12 protein-coding genes and 2 pseudogenes are annotated in these 19,909 nt (G+C 42.6%); 8 read left to right on the top strand and 6 right to left on the bottom strand.

Annotated features, from left to right (window positions below; genetic code table 11):
- Window positions 1-46: 46 nt before the first annotated feature.
- Window positions 47-1,399 (bottom strand): S1C family serine protease, encoded by a 1,353-nt coding sequence (locus PENNN9_RS04965; protein ID WP_058368613.1) that lies wholly within the window; start codon window positions 1,397-1,399, stop codon window positions 47-49.
- 305 nt (window positions 1,400-1,704) lie between these two features.
- On the opposite strand from PENNN9_RS04965, the gene PENNN9_RS04960 reads away from it, so the two are divergent.
- Window positions 1,705-2,532, top strand: coding sequence for a Nif3-like dinuclear metal center hexameric protein (locus PENNN9_RS04960; protein ID WP_058368612.1), 828 nt, complete (start codon window positions 1,705-1,707; stop codon window positions 2,530-2,532).
- A 912-nt stretch (window positions 2,533-3,444) separates the two neighbouring features.
- Complete coding sequence (locus tag PENNN9_RS04955) at window positions 3,445-4,653, top strand: transglycosylase SLT domain-containing protein (protein WP_058368611.1); 1,209 nt, start codon at window positions 3,445-3,447, stop codon at window positions 4,651-4,653.
- Between the two features lie 93 nt (window positions 4,654-4,746).
- On the opposite strand, the gene PENNN9_RS04950 is transcribed toward PENNN9_RS04955, so the two are convergent.
- From PENNN9_RS04950 to PENNN9_RS04940, 3 genes are all read right to left on the bottom strand, one after another.
- Window positions 4,747-7,728: a lytic transglycosylase gene (locus PENNN9_RS04950; RefSeq protein ID WP_058368610.1), complete on the bottom strand. Its 2,982-nt coding sequence runs from the start codon at window positions 7,726-7,728 to the stop codon at window positions 4,747-4,749.
- A 109-nt stretch (window positions 7,729-7,837) separates the two neighbouring features.
- Complete coding sequence (locus PENNN9_RS04945) at window positions 7,838-8,332, bottom strand: hypothetical protein (RefSeq protein ID WP_058368609.1); 495 nt, start codon at window positions 8,330-8,332, stop codon at window positions 7,838-7,840.
- A gap of 210 nt (window positions 8,333-8,542) precedes the next feature.
- On the bottom strand, window positions 8,543-9,724 hold the full coding sequence (locus tag PENNN9_RS04940; RefSeq protein WP_082637996.1) for a hemolysin family protein: 1,182 nt from the start codon (window positions 9,722-9,724) through the stop codon (window positions 8,543-8,545).
- 676 nt (window positions 9,725-10,400) lie between these two features.
- Between PENNN9_RS04940 and yajC the strand changes: the two genes are divergently transcribed.
- The 6 genes and pseudogenes from yajC (at window position 10,401) to PENNN9_RS04910 (ending at window position 17,195) form a co-directional block, all read left to right on the top strand.
- Window positions 10,401-10,733 carry a preprotein translocase subunit YajC gene (gene yajC / locus PENNN9_RS04935; protein ID WP_058368608.1) on the top strand — a complete coding sequence of 111 codons (333 nt, stop codon included), beginning with the start codon at window positions 10,401-10,403 and terminating at the stop codon, window positions 10,731-10,733.
- Window positions 10,734-11,166: 433 nt separating this feature from the next.
- Window positions 11,167-13,084, top strand: a pseudogene (locus PENNN9_RS04930) (preprotein translocase subunit SecD).
- Between the two features lie 324 nt (window positions 13,085-13,408).
- A pseudogene (gene secF / locus PENNN9_RS04925) lies at window positions 13,409-14,372 on the top strand (protein translocase subunit SecF).
- Window positions 14,373-14,586: 214 nt separating this feature from the next.
- Entirely contained in the window at window positions 14,587-15,996 is a 1,410-nt protein-coding gene (locus PENNN9_RS04920; RefSeq protein WP_058368607.1) for an MATE family efflux transporter, read from the top strand.
- A gap of 205 nt (window positions 15,997-16,201) precedes the next feature.
- Window positions 16,202-16,843, top strand: a complete 642-nt coding sequence (locus PENNN9_RS04915; protein WP_227511726.1) for an AzlC family ABC transporter permease — start codon at window positions 16,202-16,204, stop codon at window positions 16,841-16,843.
- Window positions 16,836-17,195, top strand: a complete 360-nt coding sequence (locus tag PENNN9_RS04910; RefSeq protein ID WP_058368605.1) for an AzlD domain-containing protein — start codon at window positions 16,836-16,838, stop codon at window positions 17,193-17,195. Before PENNN9_RS04915 ends, PENNN9_RS04910 begins: the two co-directional genes overlap by 8 nt.
- 318 nt (window positions 17,196-17,513) lie before the next feature.
- Here the strand turns inward: PENNN9_RS04910 and purF are convergent, their stop codons facing one another.
- Window positions 17,514-19,049 carry an amidophosphoribosyltransferase gene (gene purF / locus PENNN9_RS04905; protein WP_058368604.1) on the bottom strand — a complete coding sequence of 512 codons (1,536 nt, stop codon included), beginning with the start codon at window positions 19,047-19,049 and terminating at the stop codon, window positions 17,514-17,516.
- Window positions 19,050-19,409: 360 nt separating this feature from the next.
- Window positions 19,410-19,907: a CvpA family protein gene (locus PENNN9_RS04900; protein WP_058368603.1), complete on the bottom strand. Its 498-nt coding sequence runs from the start codon at window positions 19,905-19,907 to the stop codon at window positions 19,410-19,412.
- Window positions 19,908-19,909 lie beyond the last annotated feature (2 nt).

The following is a 19,909-nucleotide window of genomic DNA, read 5'->3' as shown; positions in this document are numbered from 1 at the left end:
TAGATAAGATAGCGCGCTTTTATATTAATAGCTATGTCTGTCTTGCTTATTGCGGCGCAGTGTCTTGCTCAAACAGTTTTAGCAGCTCTTCACGCATACGGTTGCGCTCTTCTTCTGACATCATAGGCGCATCTGGATCATCATAGTAATGCTCTTCACCTTGAGCCCCTGTACCGCCTTGACCGCTTAATCTGTCATCGTGCAAGATTCTAGGTGTCTGAACTTCTACGACTTCTTGAACAGGACGCTCTTCAAGCATAATCTTAACTTGCTTATTTTGACCATTGCGCAGTACTTGAGCATTTAGCTCAGTCGTTGGTGCCTTACGCGCCACATACTGAATCAAAGTATTAGCATCCGTCATCTCGACACCATCGATGGTCAAAATAACGTCACCGACTCTTAGACCACTTTTAGCAGCAGGACCTTGAGCGACGACATTTAAGACTTCTACCCCTGTCGAGGTCTCAAGGCGCGTTGGGTCACGTAGTTGTGATTGGATCTCGATACCTAGCCAGCCGCGACTGACTTTACCATCTTTAATAAGCGCATTCATGACCTGCTCAACGATAGCGGTTGGAATAGCAAAGCCAATCCCCATCGAGCCACCAGAGCGCGAAAAGATCACTGTGTTAATACCGACCAGCTCACCACGAGCATCGACAAGCGCCCCGCCTGAGTTGCCCGGATTGATAGCAGCATCCGTCTGGATAAAGTCTTCAAACTTATTGACCCCAAGACCCGTACGACCAGTTGCCGAAATAATCCCTTGGGTGACCGTTTGACCGACACCAAATGGATTACCAATTGCCAATGCTAAGTCGCCAACGCGACTAGGCTCTTCACGAAAGCCAAGCGGCGTAAGTCCTGTCATATCAACTTTGATCACGGCCAAATCACTATCGGGATCCGTACCGATAACTTTGGCTCGACTTTTACGCCCGTCATTAAAAGCCACTGTAATCTCATCCGCTTTTTCGATGACGTGAGCATTGGTAACGATATAACCATCCTCTGACACGATGACACCAGAGCCTAGATTGGTCGGCCCCTGCCCTTGACCTTGTGGCCCGCCATGGAATTCAAAAAAACGGCGCAAGACAGGATCATCCATATATGGATGTTCAGCCATGGTTTGAGTGGTATAGATATTGACCACCGACTGCGAGGCGCGAGCGACCGCATTATGATACGAGTCAATAGGCTCAGGTTTATCAGATGCAGGTGCTATGGCTTCTTGCTCAGCCGCTGTCGTTCTTGGTGGCTCCCATGTCGTCTCTGATGGCGTCTTCATACTCATGAACAACCAAACAAACCCTGCAATTATTATCAGCAATAAAACCCAAGGCAACCACTTCCATAGCGTTGCCTTGTTGTTGGTGTTTGGAGATGACGACATATATAAACCTCTATAAATTTAATCAAACAGACGTTATTGAATACAATGGGATGACGACTATTTTTTGCTTGCTATTTATGTTTGCTATTAAGTACCACACAACCCGTCAAAACCTATTCATCGAGTAGGCTCATTCATATAAATTATAACTGGCCATACCCTAAAATAGTAACGTATCGTGTACCATTTCAGTTATGGGGTTTATCTACTCATTTGCAACATCATGCTAAAATATTTACCACAAGATTTATATACTTTGATTATCTGATTACTTAAAACAATGACTTAAATTATAAGGACAGCCAATGCCAGCCAAAGACCCATTAAACGAATCGTCAAAAGTAACGATTACTGCCCAAGCGTTAGCGCAGTTTTGCGATGACTATTTATCTGCAAACGCCTTTAAAGACTATGCCCCAAATGGATTGCAAGTAGATGGCGGGCAGCCTATCAGACGTATTGTGACAGGCGTTACTGCTTGTGAAGCCTTAATCGATGCTGCTATCGAGGCAAAAGCCGATGCGATCATGGTACATCATGGCTACTTTTGGAAAGGTGAACCTGAGCCTATTACTGGTATGAAGGGTCGGCGCATTCGCAAATTGATGCAACACGGTATCTCGATGATTGGCTATCACCTACCGCTTGATGCGCACCCTATCATCGGTAATAATGCCAAGCTCGCTGAGATGCTAGGACTGACGATCACGGAAGCCCTCTACCCTCATGAATCCCACCCTGTTGGCAATATCGCTATTTGTACGCCGCAAAGTGTCGAAACCCTGATTCAAACGATTACTCAAGCACTAGGGCGCGTGCCTCTACATATTTCAAGCGACTTTCGCTTCACAAACGAAGGTGAGTCAAACAACGCAAAACTGATCGAACGTATAGGCTTATGTACAGGCGGTGCACAAGATATGATTGAGCAGGCCGCTATGATGAAATGCGATGCATATCTGTCTGGTGAGATATCTGAACGCACCACACATAGCGCGCGCGAGCTTGGGGTTGACTACTTTGCTTGTGGACATCATGCGACAGAACGCGGCGGTATTCAGGCGCTTGGAGAGGTGGTGGCTCAGCACTTTGGGCTACCAGTGACATTTATCGATATCGATAACCCTGCTTAACCCTACACCGTAGAACTTTCTCAAAAAATATTAATGTAATACCGTCTGACTGTCGACAAAGTAGACTTTATTCGTTTATATGAATATAATAGCTGTTTTTGACCGTCTATTGCCGAATTGTTAAGTTTTATCACTCTTTAATTAACTTTACTTGAATAATGGCCTTATAAGCCATATAAAGTCAACATTACAAGAGAATGTTTTGTCATGAAACTTCCCATTTACTATGGCCTCCGGTTATAACGCCAAGCTAATAAGAGATGACTTATGTATTCATTGTACATTAAGATCGATGCTTTTTTAGTGTGACGTTGCAATGAATTTATAATCTGGTTGTATGAGATGAGACACCAATTGCACTATAAATAATTGGTGTCTCAGAGTCCATACAATTCATTATTAACATTGCTGGACAGCATAATATTGCCAATAAAATCAAATATTTATAACCTATATTGTTATTTGATTTTACAGCAAGTTATTATTTAATTTTTGTCTCAATAACTTATTCATGATTTTACAGCAAGTTATTATTTAATTTTTGTCTCAATAACTTATTCATGACCTTACCTATAGTCAATATAATGTTTTAAGCGTATTCTTGGCCATTATTGATGAAGGTGACGTAACTGTCATTGTTCTTTGTCTTTATTTGTGTAGCTTTACTTAGGTGATGTTATTTTTAACATACTTAGGACTGTAGCACAGGGTTTATTATGCTGTTTTATAAACTCACTATTATATTGATTGGAGTGTTGTAATGCTCATAATATTAAGATCTGTATTATTAGCGATCTGAACGCATGAGCTGTACGACATCTAAGCTAGCTTCACAATGTCTACTTATTATTTATGTAAACATTGTGAAGCTAGCTTTGCGGTAAGCAGGATGGCTAACATTAGGAGACATCCATGCAGCGTATTACTTATCGTGTAAAAGTATCTGCGCAAGGTGCTAAACGCCGTATTTCTTATTTACTGCGTCCATCCAAGCGCTCACTTAGCACCAAAAGTAACATCGTTTCATCCGTTACCCCTACCAAGTTGACCCGTTTTGCCAAAACGAAAAAGATGGCACAAGTATCTAGTATTGCTCTTCTCTCCTTACCTGCTGAAAGTCTCATTACGATGGACTCAACAGTACCAGCCTATGCTAAGGTGATGCTTGAGGAGACTCTCACGATCGCAGCTGTCCCAGGAGACAGCACTTATTTTGCGACCGACGGCTTTCAACACGGCTTTGGTTTTGACCTAGTACGTGGTTATGCTGATGAGCTTGGCGTTGAGATTGACTTAAAAGCTTATGCTAGTGAAGAGGCAGCATTAAGAGCGCTAAAATCAGGTGACGCTGATATGGCATTGACGACGGCGAGTACGCAGCTAAAAAGTCAGCTGGATTTGTCCTCTATTAATGTCAGTTGCGGTTATGATACTAGCCTAACAAAAAATGGTTTACATCCTAAAGTTAGCTGGACGTTTAACCAAGCGGATGATCCATTGTCCCAAAAAGCCAGTTACTTCTTATGTGATAGTATCAAGCTTGAAAACACACAAAAGCTTGCTGCATTTTATAATCAAAACTTACTAAAAGATGCTTACAGTCAAGACCATTTTAAAAAAACATTGACAGAAAAGCTGCCTGATTACCAGTCTTCTTTTGAAGAACAAGCCCGCAACTATAATCATGATTGGGAATTGCTAGTGGCGATGGGCTATCAAGAGTCGCATTTAGATGCCAACGCTGTATCACCGACAGGTGTACGCGGTTTGATGATGCTAACTAACAACACTGCAAAAGCAATGGGCGTCTCAGATCGTGTCGATCCTTACCAAAGCATTGGCGGCGGTGCTCGTTATTTAGAGCAGATGAAAGCTGACTTTGCTGATGTGCCAAAGACTGACCGAATCTGGTTTGCACTTGCAGCTTACAACATGGGCCCCAATGCGGTCAAACGTATACAGCGCAAATTAAGTGATGCAGGTATCGATGATAAAAGCTGGGCGAACGTCTATACGTATTTGTCAGAAAACAGAGCTTCCAATAGTCGTTATGGACAGGCGATGCATTATGTAAGTAATATCAGAAGCTATCTTGAAACGATTAAAACTCGTATGGTTTAAGCAAATAAGCTTATAGAAAAACACAAAAAAGCTGCTCCTAAATAAGAGCAGCTTTTTTATTATTGCATTATACTAATCGTAAGCAATGACAGGTTAGCGATTAGGTACTGTCAGGCGTTGACCACGTTGTAGCATAGTATCTGCCGCGATATTGTTCATATCAGCAAGCTCTTGGGTTGAGACCCCATACTTACGAGCCAGTCCGATAAGACTATCACCAGAGCCAACCGTATATCGCACCGTAGCCTTAGGGACTTTGATGGTTTGGCCGCGCTGTAGCTGAGCATTGGTCGCCATATTATTAGTCGCTGCCAAATCCTCTACTGCAATACCAAAACGACGTGATAAAGCAATCAAACCATCGCCTGACTGTACTCTATAATTTTCAGTGTTGCCAAGCACTTTGCCACTACTGCTGGTTGCCGTACTTTGGCTACTAGAGCTGGTATTATTACTAGCAGCGCGGGCACTGCCACTGGCTGGAATAGTGATAGTACGACCACGTATTAAGTTTGAAGTCGTACTCAGACCATTGGCTGCTGCTAAGTCACTGATACCAATATTATAGCGACGGGCCACCCCTGTTAAGCTATCACCGGATTGTACTTTATAGCTTATGGGTTGATTGTTTAATTGGCGATTTACTTCTGCTTTTGATACAGGCACCTTAATTGTCTGCCCGCGTTGCAAGCGAGCTTTAGCATTAAAATTGCTATTCACTGCCGCGACCTCTTCTGCACTGACACCAATACTATTAGCAATACCAATTAGTGTCTCTCCTGACTTTACTGTATAGCGACTGGTAGAGACTGAGCTATTAGCACTGCTCGTATTTGTACTACTAGAATTGTTATTGGCAGAAAGATCGACACTATCAGGTACTTTGAGCGTTTGACCTACGTATAAAGAGTCTGTTGCCCGAATACCATTGAGACTGGCCAGCGTATTGGCTGCCATACCAAACTGACGCGCTAACGCAATGAGACCATCACCAGGTTTTACTCTGTAGTTTTTAGTCGCAGTGCTAGATTTACGAGCTTTAGTAGAGGGTGCAGCAGGCGTTGTGGCTGGAGCGGTAACTTTGCCTGGTATTAACCACAGTTTTTGACCTTTTAATAAATCAGAACGGCTACTCAAATTATTGTAAGTTGCTAGCTGTGTCACTGATAAGCCAAAGCGGTTTGCCGTACCGATAAGGGTGTCACCCGATTGTACAATGTAACTGTCTGGCTGGTCTTTGGTCTGTGTATTTGCACTACTCAATGGCTCAATGGGCTTGGCATCGTACAGATATAAAGTGCTACCAGATAGTAGCTTTGCCTTGGCATCGATCTGATTCCATTCAGTGATATCGCGCCAGCTTACGCCTGCACGACTGGCAATATTTGATAAGGTGTCACCGCGTTTTACGGTATAAGTCGTACGTTTACCTTGAGGTTTTGGCTTACTGACTGGCGTTTTTGCAAAGCTAAGTTTTTTATCTTCCCCACTGGCCTCCAAAATAGACTGCTGCGTCTGCACTGCTGACAGATTGATGTTGCCATCAGCATTGATAACGTCGGTTTCAGGCGTTTTGGCTCGAATCTGATTGGCGATGAAGTCGCGCTCTTCTTTACTAAGCGGAGGCTCTTGGACGATGGTATTGTTTTGGGTAATCTGTGCAGAAGTCGTCGGTAAGCTATTACTGCTTTGTAGCTCAGCATTAATCTTACTGATCTCTTTACTTGTAATAGGCGGTTCGGTGCGAGCTGTTGAACTACTATTATATCCAGAGCCACGAGACGATGTCGGGGAGATATAACTGGTTGTTTGCTGCGGCACGCTTGCACTAGCCGCGTAATCTGCCAAGCCGCTACCAGTAGAAGGTAATGACGAGCTAGTATACGGCTGACTGTTATAACTTGGCGCAGTAGTACTGCTTGAGCTGCTCGTATTGCTTGATGCAATGACATTACTTGTGCCATTACCTCTTAGCGATATAAGTTTGGCGTCAAGATTGGTACTAATATCATTGGGGATAATGATACGCTGTGGGCCTGAAGCATCAACACGTCCTGAGGTAAGAGCCGTGTTTAGTCTCTCTAGTTCATCATAGCTGACACCAGTCACTTGTGACACTTCAGCCAAACTGACACCATAGTTCACCGGCACACTACGAAAATGCTGACGGTTGGCAATAGCTGGTAGATACACGCCATACTGCTCAGGTTTAGCGACGATTTCGGCCACCGCCAAAAAGCGTGGTACATAGTTCATCGTTTCAGTAGGCAGTCTAAGTGACCAATAGTCAGTGGGCAGACCACGAGCGGCATTGGCATCGATGGCTTTTTGTACACGGCCAGGGCCTGCGTTATAGGCTGCTAATGCCAGCTCCCAACTACCGAATTGATTGTATAATGCTGTCAAAAAGTCATAGGCTGCACGTGTCGATTCAATCACATCACGGCGACCATCATAGGTACTACTTTGATTCAAACCATAAATCCGGCCAGTACTTGGAATAAACTGCCACAAACCTGCTGCCGCTGCACTACTGGTGCCACTCGGATCATAGGAGCTTTCAATTACTGGTAATAGAGCAAGCTCAGTTGGAATATTGCGACGCTCAGCTTCGCGTACTGTATGGTAAATATAACGACTGGCACGCGCAGTCAATCGGTTTAAATAATCTTGCCTGCTAGTAAACCAACTCTTTTGCCCTTCGATACGCTGGTTGTAAATAGGCTGACCACCGTTCATACGATAACCAGCTCTTAGACGATTCCACAGATCACCGTATTGCTGAATAGCCAGTTTGTTGTCTTCAACCATGGTCATATCAGTCGCTTCTAACAAGTCTGCCAACTCATCTAGGCTTTCTGCATCCAAAAATGCAGTTGAGTAGTCATCACTCGTACTTGGGCGAGCAGCTCCAGACTGTTTGGCTGGACGTTTATTCACGACAGACGAGCTATTGGTAGCACCGGTATTTTTTACCGCTGACGTATTGCTACATGCGCTGATAAGCAAGGTTGACACCGCAAGTGTCAATGGCAAGGCTATAAATGATTGGGTTTTTGATGACACAGTAGACATGATGATAGAAGATTCCTAGCGACGAGAAGTAATGAGGACAATCGACAGTATAATATACAATACAAGAGACAGACCATACTTCTATAGAAGATGATCTGCAAAATTTAAATTAATCAATCGTTACTTGAGAGACTGCACGTAACAGCACAGCGTTACCAGTCGATAAAGTAAGCGTGACTCTTGATGTAGTCACAAATGAGACTTTTTTGCCATCTTTTACCCAGCTTTCAACGGTTTTCACGTTGGCCTTTGCTTGTGAGCCAGTCGTAACGATATTATTGATACTAATATCATAGTGATAATTTGAAGTTTGGTTCCAGCTGTCTTGTAATAGTTTTAAATACGCATCTTTATCAAGGCTGGTTGACTTGCCCTTTCTAGATAAGGAGATCAGTGCATCATCAGATACCAAACGCGCAACTTGATTGATGTTATTGTTATTGGCGGCTGATTTCATCGCAGTAGCATAGTTTTGTACCAAGTCTTCACTCATGGTGGCAGCTTGAGCAGTAACAGCAGCAGTACCAACCACCGCTGCTAACGTAGCGACGCTCGCACTTTTTATGAAGAGAGCCAATAGCCCTTTATTCCATAGTTGTTTCATTGCAATCCTTAAGGTAGTTTCTAATTATCCAATTATGTTGAGTGATTTATACTTTATTGATGGTATTTTTAGCCTATCACTAAATACTCACACCTATGTAACGCCATGTGTAATTATTGCATGCGTACCTACCTAGTATCCTACTGCTTGACCCTAATTTTCTTATCTATCCGCACCTTTATAGACCACTAATAATTTTTCATACATTCGTTAGGATCTGGTATTGTCATCTGTAATCTCTTCATCGTCATTAAGCTTCATACCTAAGCGCTCCACACGCCTATCCATCATTTGACGTGCCAATGCCTGCATGTCTTCAACCCGATCTATTTCATCAACGATCTCAAGGCCTAATAGAGTCTCAAAGACATCTTCTAAAGTCACCAGACCTTTAACTTCGCCATACTCACCCACAGTAATAGCAATATGAATACGATTTTTTAGCATTAACTCTAATAAATCAAACAGCTTCATCTTTGAGAATACAAACGTAATTTCTCGTTCAAATTGGGTCAAGGGCTTATGCATTGCATGATTAACTTTCGCCAATAGCATGTCCGTCTTTAGGACAAAACCTGTGATGTTATCCAAATCTCCATCATAAATGGGCAACCGCGAAAACGTCAATTTTGGGCGATCGGCCAATACTTCAGCGACTGTTTTGTTCTGTTCAAACGCCAGCATCACTGAGCGCGGTGTCATAATATCTTCGACTTTGATAGCGCCAAAAGCGAGCAAGTTACGAATAATCCGCGACTCCAATGGATCAATCTGACCTGACTCCTCACCTATACTAGCAAGAGCAGCAAACTCACGTCGACTAAAGACATGGGTCTCTTTACTGCGCACCAGTAACTTTGTCAAACGCTCTGAAAACCAAATCAGAGGATAAAGGATAAGAATAATACCGCGTACAAAGTAAGCCACTATGCCACTTAGCTGACGCCAGTAGACAGTTCCTAATGTTTTTGGAATGATCTCAGATAAGAATAAAATCGCCAAAGTCATAATCGCAGAAAACAGACCAAACCATGCGCTGCCAAAGACAATGGTTGCTTGTGCACCAGCGCCAATCGAACCTAGCGTATGGGCGACCGTATTCAATGTCAAAATAGCCGCTAGCGATTGATCGATGTTGTCAATCTTTAAGCGTCTTAACATGTTTGCTTTGTTAGGATTGCTTTCTTCGACATCAGCGATATATGAAGGGGTCATACTGAGTAATGCGGACTCTGCTAAAGAGCAAATAAACGATACGCCAATAGCAATAGCAACAAAGAGTATTAATAGAGCGATACTGGTAGCTGTTGGAGCCGCTGACGCTGGGGTTTCAGCAGCTTGTGATAAAGCCGCCTGTGCTGGATGAGGTAAAATAGTGATTAATACAGTCATCAGTGCTGATAGACCAAATACTACCTTTGTGCTAGGACAATAATAATGCGTCGTCGGTGGAGGTTCGGCAGGCGCTTCTTTCTGATAAGCGCGTGGACGACATAGACGAGGTGTAGACGAAAAAATGGTGAACAAGTTAGGTAACCTAAACAAAGAAAAAGAATAAAAAAGGATAAAATACAATAAGCTTTATTGCTAGTAAATACAGTGACTACTTGCGTTCAACTCTTAATCAATAAAACTTAGCTGATAAAATAGCTCTATATAACAAGAACGATAAACCCGCTATTATCTGTACTGACAGACGCTATAGTCAATCATTTGATATTAGCACTGATGCTTATATTTAACAATTAAATGTCATGCTATATACCTGTCCAAAAAACAACCTACTCTCAATAAGAAACATAGATAGAAGACTGTACAGGCGACTCTCTTCTTGGTGGTGTTAGATTGACCTAACTTCAATATCTACTTACTTAATTTATTTTAATATACCGCTGTTTTATTTTAATAGATTAGTGCTTAAAAAGATTGTCGCGCTAGATATCGGCTGCTAGTATGCCAGTACATTAAGGAAAATACCCTCATCCCATGATTAACAGTTACCAAGATTGGGATTTTTTGTTACTATGCGTTTAATTTTATCGTTCCCTATGACTTATTGAGAGAAATTATGAGCTTATTTATTCAAGCTGCCCATGCTGCTGCTCCTGAAGCCGCAGGCGGCGCATCACTGTTTGGTCAAATTCTATTACCAGTAGCTTTTTTTGCAATTTTTTACTTTTTGGTCATTCGTCCGCAATCGAAGCGTACCAAAGAGCATCGTGCTATGGTAAATGCTTTGACTGTTGGCAGCGAAGTGATTTTCGCTGGTGGGCTTATGGGTCGTATCAAAAGCCTTGAAGGCGACTACGCTATTATCAGCTTAAACAACAATACTGACATTAAAGTACAGCGAGCTTCTGTTATTTCAGTATTACCTGCAGGCACTATAGAAAGTGTATAAATAGAAAGCGTATAAGTATTGATGATGGATCGTCACGTTTAACGTTTATCATTATTGTATTGACTCACGTTTAACGTTTATCATTATTGTATTGACTCATACATCGATAAAAATGACCGTTGATATTTTACGGTCATTTGCTGCTACTAGACTGCCAAATTAACGATATGTTCATTACTTGTTAGTTTTTAGGCTAACTTATTACCTTCTAGCTAGTCGATTCATTGTAGCAAACTTACCTTTTGTCTGCGTATTGCGACTCAAAATTTAGTCGTTCTATAATGCTTAGCGTTACGTTCTATTATCATAGCGGATGCTTGCAATGATGAATGATGCTCCCTGATTATGGTCATTATTCATTGCAAATGTAAATACTCCATCTGCCAACCTGTGGCCTGCATCGCCAGTATTTTATCAACTTAAAGAAGTGATTATGCAATATCCCGCTTGGAAGTACCTACTCATCGCCGTCGTACTGATCATCGCTGGTCTGTACGCTGCGCCTAACCTCTACCCTGATGAGCCTGCTGTACAGATTACCAGTGCTGCAGCAGGTACACAGCTATCTGAAGGTATTTTGACTCAGTCAGAGAGTCTGCTAGAAGAGGCTGGTATAAGCCATCATGACGGCACTTTTGAGGGCAACAGCGCACTGGTCCGCTTAGACAATCCAGACGCTCAGCTTAAAGCACAAGAGGTCCTTAAAAAGAACCTTAGTGACGATTATGTGGTAGCGCTCAACTTAGCACAAACAACGCCGCAGTGGCTTCGCGATATCGGTGCAAAACCAATGAAGCTCGGTTTAGACTTGCGCGGTGGAGTACGTTTCGTTCTAGAAGTTGATATGGAGAAAGCTTTAGAGCAACGTCTGACAAGTGCCAGTCGTGATGTGCGCCGTGAGCTACGTGCACAGCGTGTTGCAGTTAAAGGTATTAAGACTGAGTCACAAGGTATTGTATTGCATTTCGCTGATACGGATACTCGTAACCGCGCACAAAACATTCTGCAAGGTTCGATGGGCAATAACTTCAACTTACAGTCTTCTATTGATGAGCAAGGTCCTGCGCTCATCATGGCTTATAATGATGGTACATTGGATGAAATTAACAGCTATGCGGTCAACCAAAACCTAACCACCTTGCGCAATCGTATTGCTGAGCTCGGTGTTACTGAAGCCTTAGTACAGTCTCAGGGTGCTAGCCGTATTGTCGTCGAATTACCTGGCGTACAAGACACCGCTGAAGCCAAACGTGTACTTGGTCGTACTGCAAACCTTGAGTTCCGTCTGGTTGCCAAAGACAGCGAAAACTTCATGGGCGGTATTCCTCCCGCTGGTACTGAAGCATTCCCGTTCGGAACCCTTGATGGTCCGCCTGTATTGTTAGAGCGTCAAGCTATCGTCACTGGTGATAAAGTTACCAATGCTCAGACCAGTCTTGATGAAAGCGGTCGCCCTGAGGTCAATATTACCTTGGACAGCGCGGGCGGTAAGCTTATGCAAAATGCGACCCGTACCGCTGTTGGCGATCAAATGGCGGTGTTGTTTATCGAAAATAAACAAAGAATCACGTATGAAGAAGATCCGGCTACAGGCGAGTCTGTTGAAGTGCGTACCCCTTATGCTGAAACCAAAGTCATTAACCGCGCTAATATTCAAGCAGTATTAGGCTCATCGTTCCGTATTACTGGACTAGATAGTAATGCTGAAGCGGCTGAACTTGCCCTACTATTACGTTCGGGCGCACTTGCAGCCCCGATGTATTTCGTCGAAGAACGAACCATTGGACCTTCATTAGGTCAAGAAAACATTGCCAAAGGTCTGTTTTCAACTCAGGTCGGTTACCTATTAGTCTTTGTCTTTATGATTATTTTTTATCGCCTGTTTGGGGTCATTGCCAATGTAGCATTTTTTTTATCGCCTGTTTGGGGTCATTGCCAATGTAGCATTGGCAGTCAACGTCATCATTATTATTGCGATTATGTCGATCTTAGGCTCATCACTTACCTTACCTGGTATCGCTGGTGTGGTCTTGACCATCGGTATGGCAGTAGATGCCAACGTGCTAATTTTTGAGCGTATCCGAGAGGAGCTGGCAAACGGGGTGCGGCCAAAATCTGCAATTGTGGCAGGCTTTGATCGTGCTTTTAGTAGTATTTTTGATGCCAACATCACCACGTTATTGGTCGCGTTTATCTTATTTGCGATTGGTACTGGTCCGATTAAAGGCTTTGCGATCACCTTAGCTATTGGTATTGTCAGTTCGCTATTTACCGCGATTTTGGTAACACGTGCACTGGTACAAATTGCTTATGGTAAGCGTAAATCTATCAAACGTTTGAGTATCGGCTAGGAGAATAACATGGCGATTGAACAAAATAACAATCCTGAAAATAACACGCCGACGTCTAGCAGCTCAGGCGGCGCAGGTAACAACCCTAATGACAACCAAAAACGTCGTCGCCGTAATAAGCCGCGCCGTGATGGTAAAGGCAGCAACGCCCAAGCTAATAACCCTACAACAGCGAAAACTGATAAAGGCAAATCTCGCCGAACCAAACAAAGCTCAAAAAATGAGCAAGCATTGGCGACTCAAGCAGACAATGCTGCTATCGATAACGATCATAACCAAATTATTGATAGCGCTGCTGATGACGCTGCTGCTAAAGAAGGCGGTATCAAGGCAGTTGGTAATCAGCGTATTATTCCGTTTATGAAGATAGAAAAGCCTATGGCAATTTTGTCTTTATTTATGGTCATTGCTAGTATTATTGCGATTGCGGTCAATGGTCTTAATCTTGGTTTGGACTTTACTGGCGGGGTCTCAGCAGATGTACGTTATGAGCAGCCCGCTGAGCAAGTTGAAGTCGTACAAGCATTGGCGGATAATGGTTTCGATGATGCTATCGTACAGTATCTAGGCACCCGCCAAGAGCTGCTCGTACGATTGCCACCACAATCTGATAATATTGATGGTCTGAGTGCCAGCCTAACTCAAGCTTTAGCCTTACCTAATAACCCCGCTGACATTAGTAACGTCAACATTATTGGCAGTCAAGTCGGTAACGAGGTTTATCTAAATTCAGTCATGGCGTTAGGACTAGCACTAGTATGTATGCTAGGTTATGTCGCTCTACGTTTTCAGTTTAAGCTATCACTTGGTGCAGTCATGTCGTTATTTCATGATGCTATCGTCACCATCGGTGTTTTTTGCATTATTTGGCTTCCCTTTTGACTTAACTGTATTGGCAGCCATATTGGCATTGATCGGCTATTCACTAAACGATACGATTGTCGTCTATGACCGCATACGTGAAAACTTCCGCCGTGTTCGCGGGATTAGTCCCAGTCAGACGGTTGATTTATCATTAACTGAAACACTGCGCCGTACTATTATGACTATTTCAACAGTATTGTTGGTGGTCTTGGCCATGATGTTCTTAGGCGGTGATGGGTTGTATTGGTTCTCAGTAGCACTGTTTATTGGTCTGCTTGCTGGTACTTATTCATCAACCTATATTGCAAGCTCTATTCCTCTTAGAATGGGTCTATCACGCGATGATTTCGTGGTAAAAGTGAAGCCTGAGTTTGAAGAAGAGATTGTGACTTTTAATGACCCAAAGATGTTTGAACAAGATTAATATTAAACATCTATTTGGACCACATTGGTTTCAATAGTACTGTTTAGTAGTAGCACATACTAAGATACAACTAAAGAATCGAGTAAAAGCACCTAACCGTTAGGTGCTTTTATCTTTGTATGACCATCCAATATATTTAATAGCAAAAGCTCATCCCGCAGCCATGTAGTAAACGGGCGGGTATTATCTGTGTTTATGCAGAAGTGATCCTCTTATGCCAACGACTACCTCACCAAAAGCCATGCCGCCCATTGATACACGCTACAGGCGTATTGTCGCGATTGCCGTTCCAGTCTTACTGGCCAATCTGGCTATGCCACTACAAAGTGTGATTGATACCGCTATAGTCGGCAACATGAATGATGCAGCGAAGCTTGCAGGTATGGGGCTGGCAATACAGCTTTTGTCCTTGTTACTCGTTAGCTTTAACTTTTTGCAATATGCGTCTTCTGGTTTGTCTGCACAAGCTTTGGGGCAGCTTGCAGATCGCAATGATTCTGCTAATCTGCAACATAAGCTGTCACCACTACTGTCGATTTTACAGCGCGCGCTATTATTGGCCATTATCATTGGTCTTCTACTACTACTAGCAAAGCCTTGGCTGATTGATTTTGGCTTGCAGGCGTTGTCAGCTAATCCTGATAGTGGCGCTGCTGCAAAAGTTTATTTGGATGTGCGTTTTTGGGGCGTTGTGGCTGAGCTGATGAACTTTGCTTTTATCGGCTGGTTTGCAGGCCAAGGTAAAACTCGTTATATGCTTTATCAGCAAGGTTTTATTGCCGTATTTAACATTATTTTGACGCTGTTTTTTGTTTACGGTATGCAGCTGGGAATAGCAGGCGTTGCATTAGGCACTACCATCGCGTTTTGGTCAGGGGTGGTATTGGCATTGTGGCTTAGTCGCCGAAATCTGCAATTGTCTTGGTCTATTTTCTTTCAAGTTAATCCACAGCATTTTACTAAAGAAAAAATGCTTAGGCTATTTTCTTTGAATTCTTTGAATAAAGATATTTTTATTCGCACACTTATCCTAACATTGAGCTTTGCGTGGATTACTCGCTTATCTGCTCAAAGCGGCGATCTGGTATTGGCCGCCAACGCCATTTTATTGCAAGTATTGAGCATTTCAGCCTTTGCACTTGATGGCGTAGCAGTGTCAGCTGAAACTTTGAGTGGACAAGCAGCGGGACGTCGCGATTGGGTGCGTTTTCTTCTTATTGTCAAGCGTACAGGCGTCGTCAGCTATACTCTTGCTCTACTATTAAGTTCGATTTGGTGGCTTGTTATGCCAATTTATTTAGATTTGATGACCAATATTGAGACGGTTTTTACCTTAACCAATAGCTATCAAGGCTATGCAATACTGCTACCACTCGTTGGTGTGGGGGCTTATTGGCTTGATGGTATATTTTTTGGTTTGACAGCAGGCCATATTATTCGCAATGCTGCATTAATATTGGCTATCATTTTCTTTCCCCTTAGCTGGCTACTATATCAGCAGTGGGATATGACTGGTATTTGGCTTAGTGTTTGGAGCTTATTATTGTTACGTATGCTTATTCTTAGCGGTTTTTTGTATCATGCGCATAGAACCGGCAGTTATGAAGAATTACAGCCAATTTAATGAACAATTAAATACATGTTTATCGATATTATTGATGCATATAGCAAAAACCACTGTTTATAAGTCATTATGTCTATAAAACGACCTCTTTACCAACTAGTTAAGTTTGACGATCTTAGGATATCTTGTGAATACTTATTCTGAACAACAGCGAAACTCCACCTATCAATGGGCTGAAGGCTTCAAAAAAAGCATTCCTGTCGCCATGGGCTATCTACCTGCAGGTATTGCTTTTGGGGTCTTGGCACAGGTGGCTGGTGTGCCTATATGGGCGACGATTATGCTAAGTGTCGTACTATATGCAGGGGCAGCTCAATACGCTTGTCTACCCATGCTCAGCGCCGGCTTGCCGATAGGTAATATTGCGACAAATATCGCAGCCATTAACCTGCGTCATGTATTTTATGGGATGCCGTTATTGCAGTCTTTACCCAAAAATAAAATAGCCAAAACCTACTGTTTGTTTGCTTTAACGGACGAAACATTTTCGGTGATGACCAGCCTGCCCAATGAGTCGAGACAGGCGCTGATACTGCCTATTAGTCTATTTAACCAAAGTTGGTGGGTGTTAGCAGGCGCTATTGGAGTGATGATCGGCAGCACTCTTAGTGACTTGGTGCCGCATTTGGACTTTGCGTTGGTTTGTCTGTTTGCAATTTTGGCTTACGAGCAGTTTCAAAGTATTAAACGTTACTTCCCTATTGGGATTGCGATCGTTGCTTTGGCTATTGCCTCATTGTTTACCAGTAATTGGTTACTGTTGGTAGCCATTACCATTTGTATGCTTATGATTTTGGGACGTGGTTTTTGGATACAGAATAAAGTGACAGGAGAGAACGATGAATAGTAGCTATTTGATTGCAGCCACTTTCGCGATGGCTGGAGTTACCTTTATTACTCGCGCTATTCCAGCATTGATACCCAAAAAGCTTCTTGATACTCCTTGGCTACATCGCCTTAACGAGAGCTTGCCGCTATCTGTCATGGTCTTATTGATTCTCACCAGTCTCTCCTATCAAGACATATCTGCCAGTACTGGGCTAAATAGCGCCGAGGTACAGTTATTACTTGCTCAAATTGGCGCATTGCTATTGGTATTAATGGTTTATCACATCAGTCGTCAGTTATTAATAAGCATGGTTGTGGGTATTACAGCGATTAATGGCCTACTTTGGTTGTTAAATAACGTTCTAAGTTGATAGTCTTTATTAGCTGGCAGGTCTTACTCAATAATAATTAAATAAAAACAATAAAAGGCTGGATTCTTAATCGAATCCAGCTTTTATTTTATATCATTACTTTTATATAATCACCTTTAAGTCATACTATAGTTAACTCGCTATAAAAACGATACAGCGAGGCTGGTATAATTTTTTTGCAGCTTCTGTCAGCGTAGACACAGCAAGCAAGAAAAATTTATACCAGTGGCGCATTACGTTACAACGTATCGGTTTTATTCGGTATCGACTATACTGACTAAAAATGATTATTTAAGACTCTTCGACACCCATGATTATTTAAGACTCTTCGACACCCATCATATCAACAGGCGTATCCGCGACGATTTGTACGCCTTTTTTGCCAGTTTTAGCGGTTTCACTACGCTGTTCTTGTAAATGGTCAAGATAAGCTTCATTGATTTGTCCAGTGATATAGCAGCCATTAAATACTGCACAATCAAAGCCTTCAACGCGGCTATGCTTCGTATCTTTTACCGCGTCGATAAGATCATCTAAATCTTGGAAAATCAGACGATCAGCACCGATGATTTTACGTACTTCTTCTACGCTATGTCCTGAAGCGATAAGCTCACTACGTACCGGCATATCAATGCCATATACGTTAGGATATTTTACCGGTGGCGCCGCACTGGCAAAAAACACTTTTTTCGCCCCCGCATCACGTGCCATTTGAATAATCTCATGACAGGTAGTACCGCGGACAATAGAGTCATCAACCAACAAGACATTTTTGCCTTTAAACTCTAACGGCACGGCACTGAGCTTTTGACGGACCGATTTTTTGCGCTGCTGTTGACCTGGCATAATAAAGGTACGACCGATATAACGGTTTTTCATAAACCCTTCACGGTATTTAATATTCATCTTAAGTGCCAGCTCCATCGCTGAAGTACGCGACGTATCAGGGATGGGAATCACAACATCGATGTCGTGGTCATCACCCCACTCATCGAGGATTTTTTGTCCCAGCTTTTCGCCCATACGAAGACGCGATTTGTAGACAGAGATATTGTCCATAATAGAATCTGGACGCGCAAAATAGACATACTCAAAGATACAAGGCGTGTACTCTTTTTGCTCTACGCATTGATATGTATGTAGATTATGATCCAAATCAATAAAGATGGCCTCACCAGGTTTGACATCACGAATAATAGTAAAGCCGCAACCAGTTAGCGCCACTGACTCAGAAGCAACCATGTACTCTGTACCGCCATTGGCAGCCAAACGTTCACCAAAGATTAATGGGCGAATGCCATTTGGGTCACGAAACGCTAATAAGCCATGACCAGTAATCATCGCTACTACGCCATAAGCGCCTTCACAGCGAGCATAGACCGCTTTTACCGCTTCAAAAATATCGTCAGACGTTGGATGAGTCTTACCTAGATTTTGCATCTCATGAGCAAGAACGTTTAATAGAACTTCAGAGTCTGAGTCAGTGTTTAAATGACGACGATCTTCTTGATATAACGATTTAGCTAAGCTCTCAGCATTGGTCAAATTGCCATTGTGAGCCAAAGTTATGCCATAAGGCGAGTTCACATAAAATGGCTGTGCCTCTGCACTACTTGAGGTGCCTGCAGTGGGATAACGAACATGACCAATACCAAACTTACCCACCAGTCTTATCATATGACGATTCATAAAGACATCACGAACCATACCGTTTTCTTTACGCAGATATAGGCGCCCATCTTGCAAGGTCACAATACCTGCCGCATCTTGACCACGATGTTGCAACATAGTTAAGGCATCATAAAGAATTTGGTTGACCGGCTCATGAGCTGCAACCCCAACGACTCCACACATATTTATGTCCTATTTAAAACCACATATTAGTAACGCAATAACGGTAAGTTTAATAGCGATGTTACCTATAAGCTAACCGAGGATTTGATGATATCTAGTTAACGATACTTGTTCGTTATTAACGTCATGTTCACGCTAAGATTTGATGAATATAAGAATGAATACACTGTATATAATGGCATATAAATTATGATATTTAGCTTAAACTTTATCAACCATAACAATTTATATTATAAACATCATGAATGCTAAATGATGTTAAATGCCAATTTATCAAGGCTATATACTATGTTATGTTTTACACGGTATGTTTGACTATATTACTTGATATTAACCATAGTTGTTGATAGTTATTAATAGTTATGACTGATTAATCTGCTCCCACGCACTGCCTAATACATCGGATGCAAGCGTTTTTGCCATTGGCGCATAAGGAAGTAGCTCAGGAGCCAGCACAGAAGTTTGCCACTGCGGAAGCTGCACTAATAACGGCGCACTGACACTAAGAACGACTAAAACCACAAGAACGTTTTTGGCCGCCCCCAATACACCGCCTGCCATTTTATCTACCACACCCAAGCGTAAAGTTTTAAGTACTCCTGAAAATACAAACGCTACTAGATGTATCGCAGCTAACACTACGATTACTATGAGCAAAAAAGCCATCGCCATTTGTAATACAGAGCTTTGGGTCAACCCTGATAGCTGCGGCGCAACAGGGCCAGCCAAACGAGTCGCAATAATCAAAGCGATGAACCAGCCGACTAAGCCGACAGCTGTCTTGACAAGTCCTATCTGAAAACCGCGCCATAAGCCAATAAGGACAACAATGGCAATAACGATATCTAGACCACTCATAT

Origin of the sequence: Psychrobacter sp. ENNN9_III, assembly GCF_001462175.1 — a bacterium.
GTDB lineage: Bacteria > Pseudomonadota > Gammaproteobacteria > Pseudomonadales > Moraxellaceae > Psychrobacter.
The sequence above is the reverse complement of the archived record's forward strand: the minus strand, read 5'-3'. Positions and strand labels throughout refer to the sequence as shown.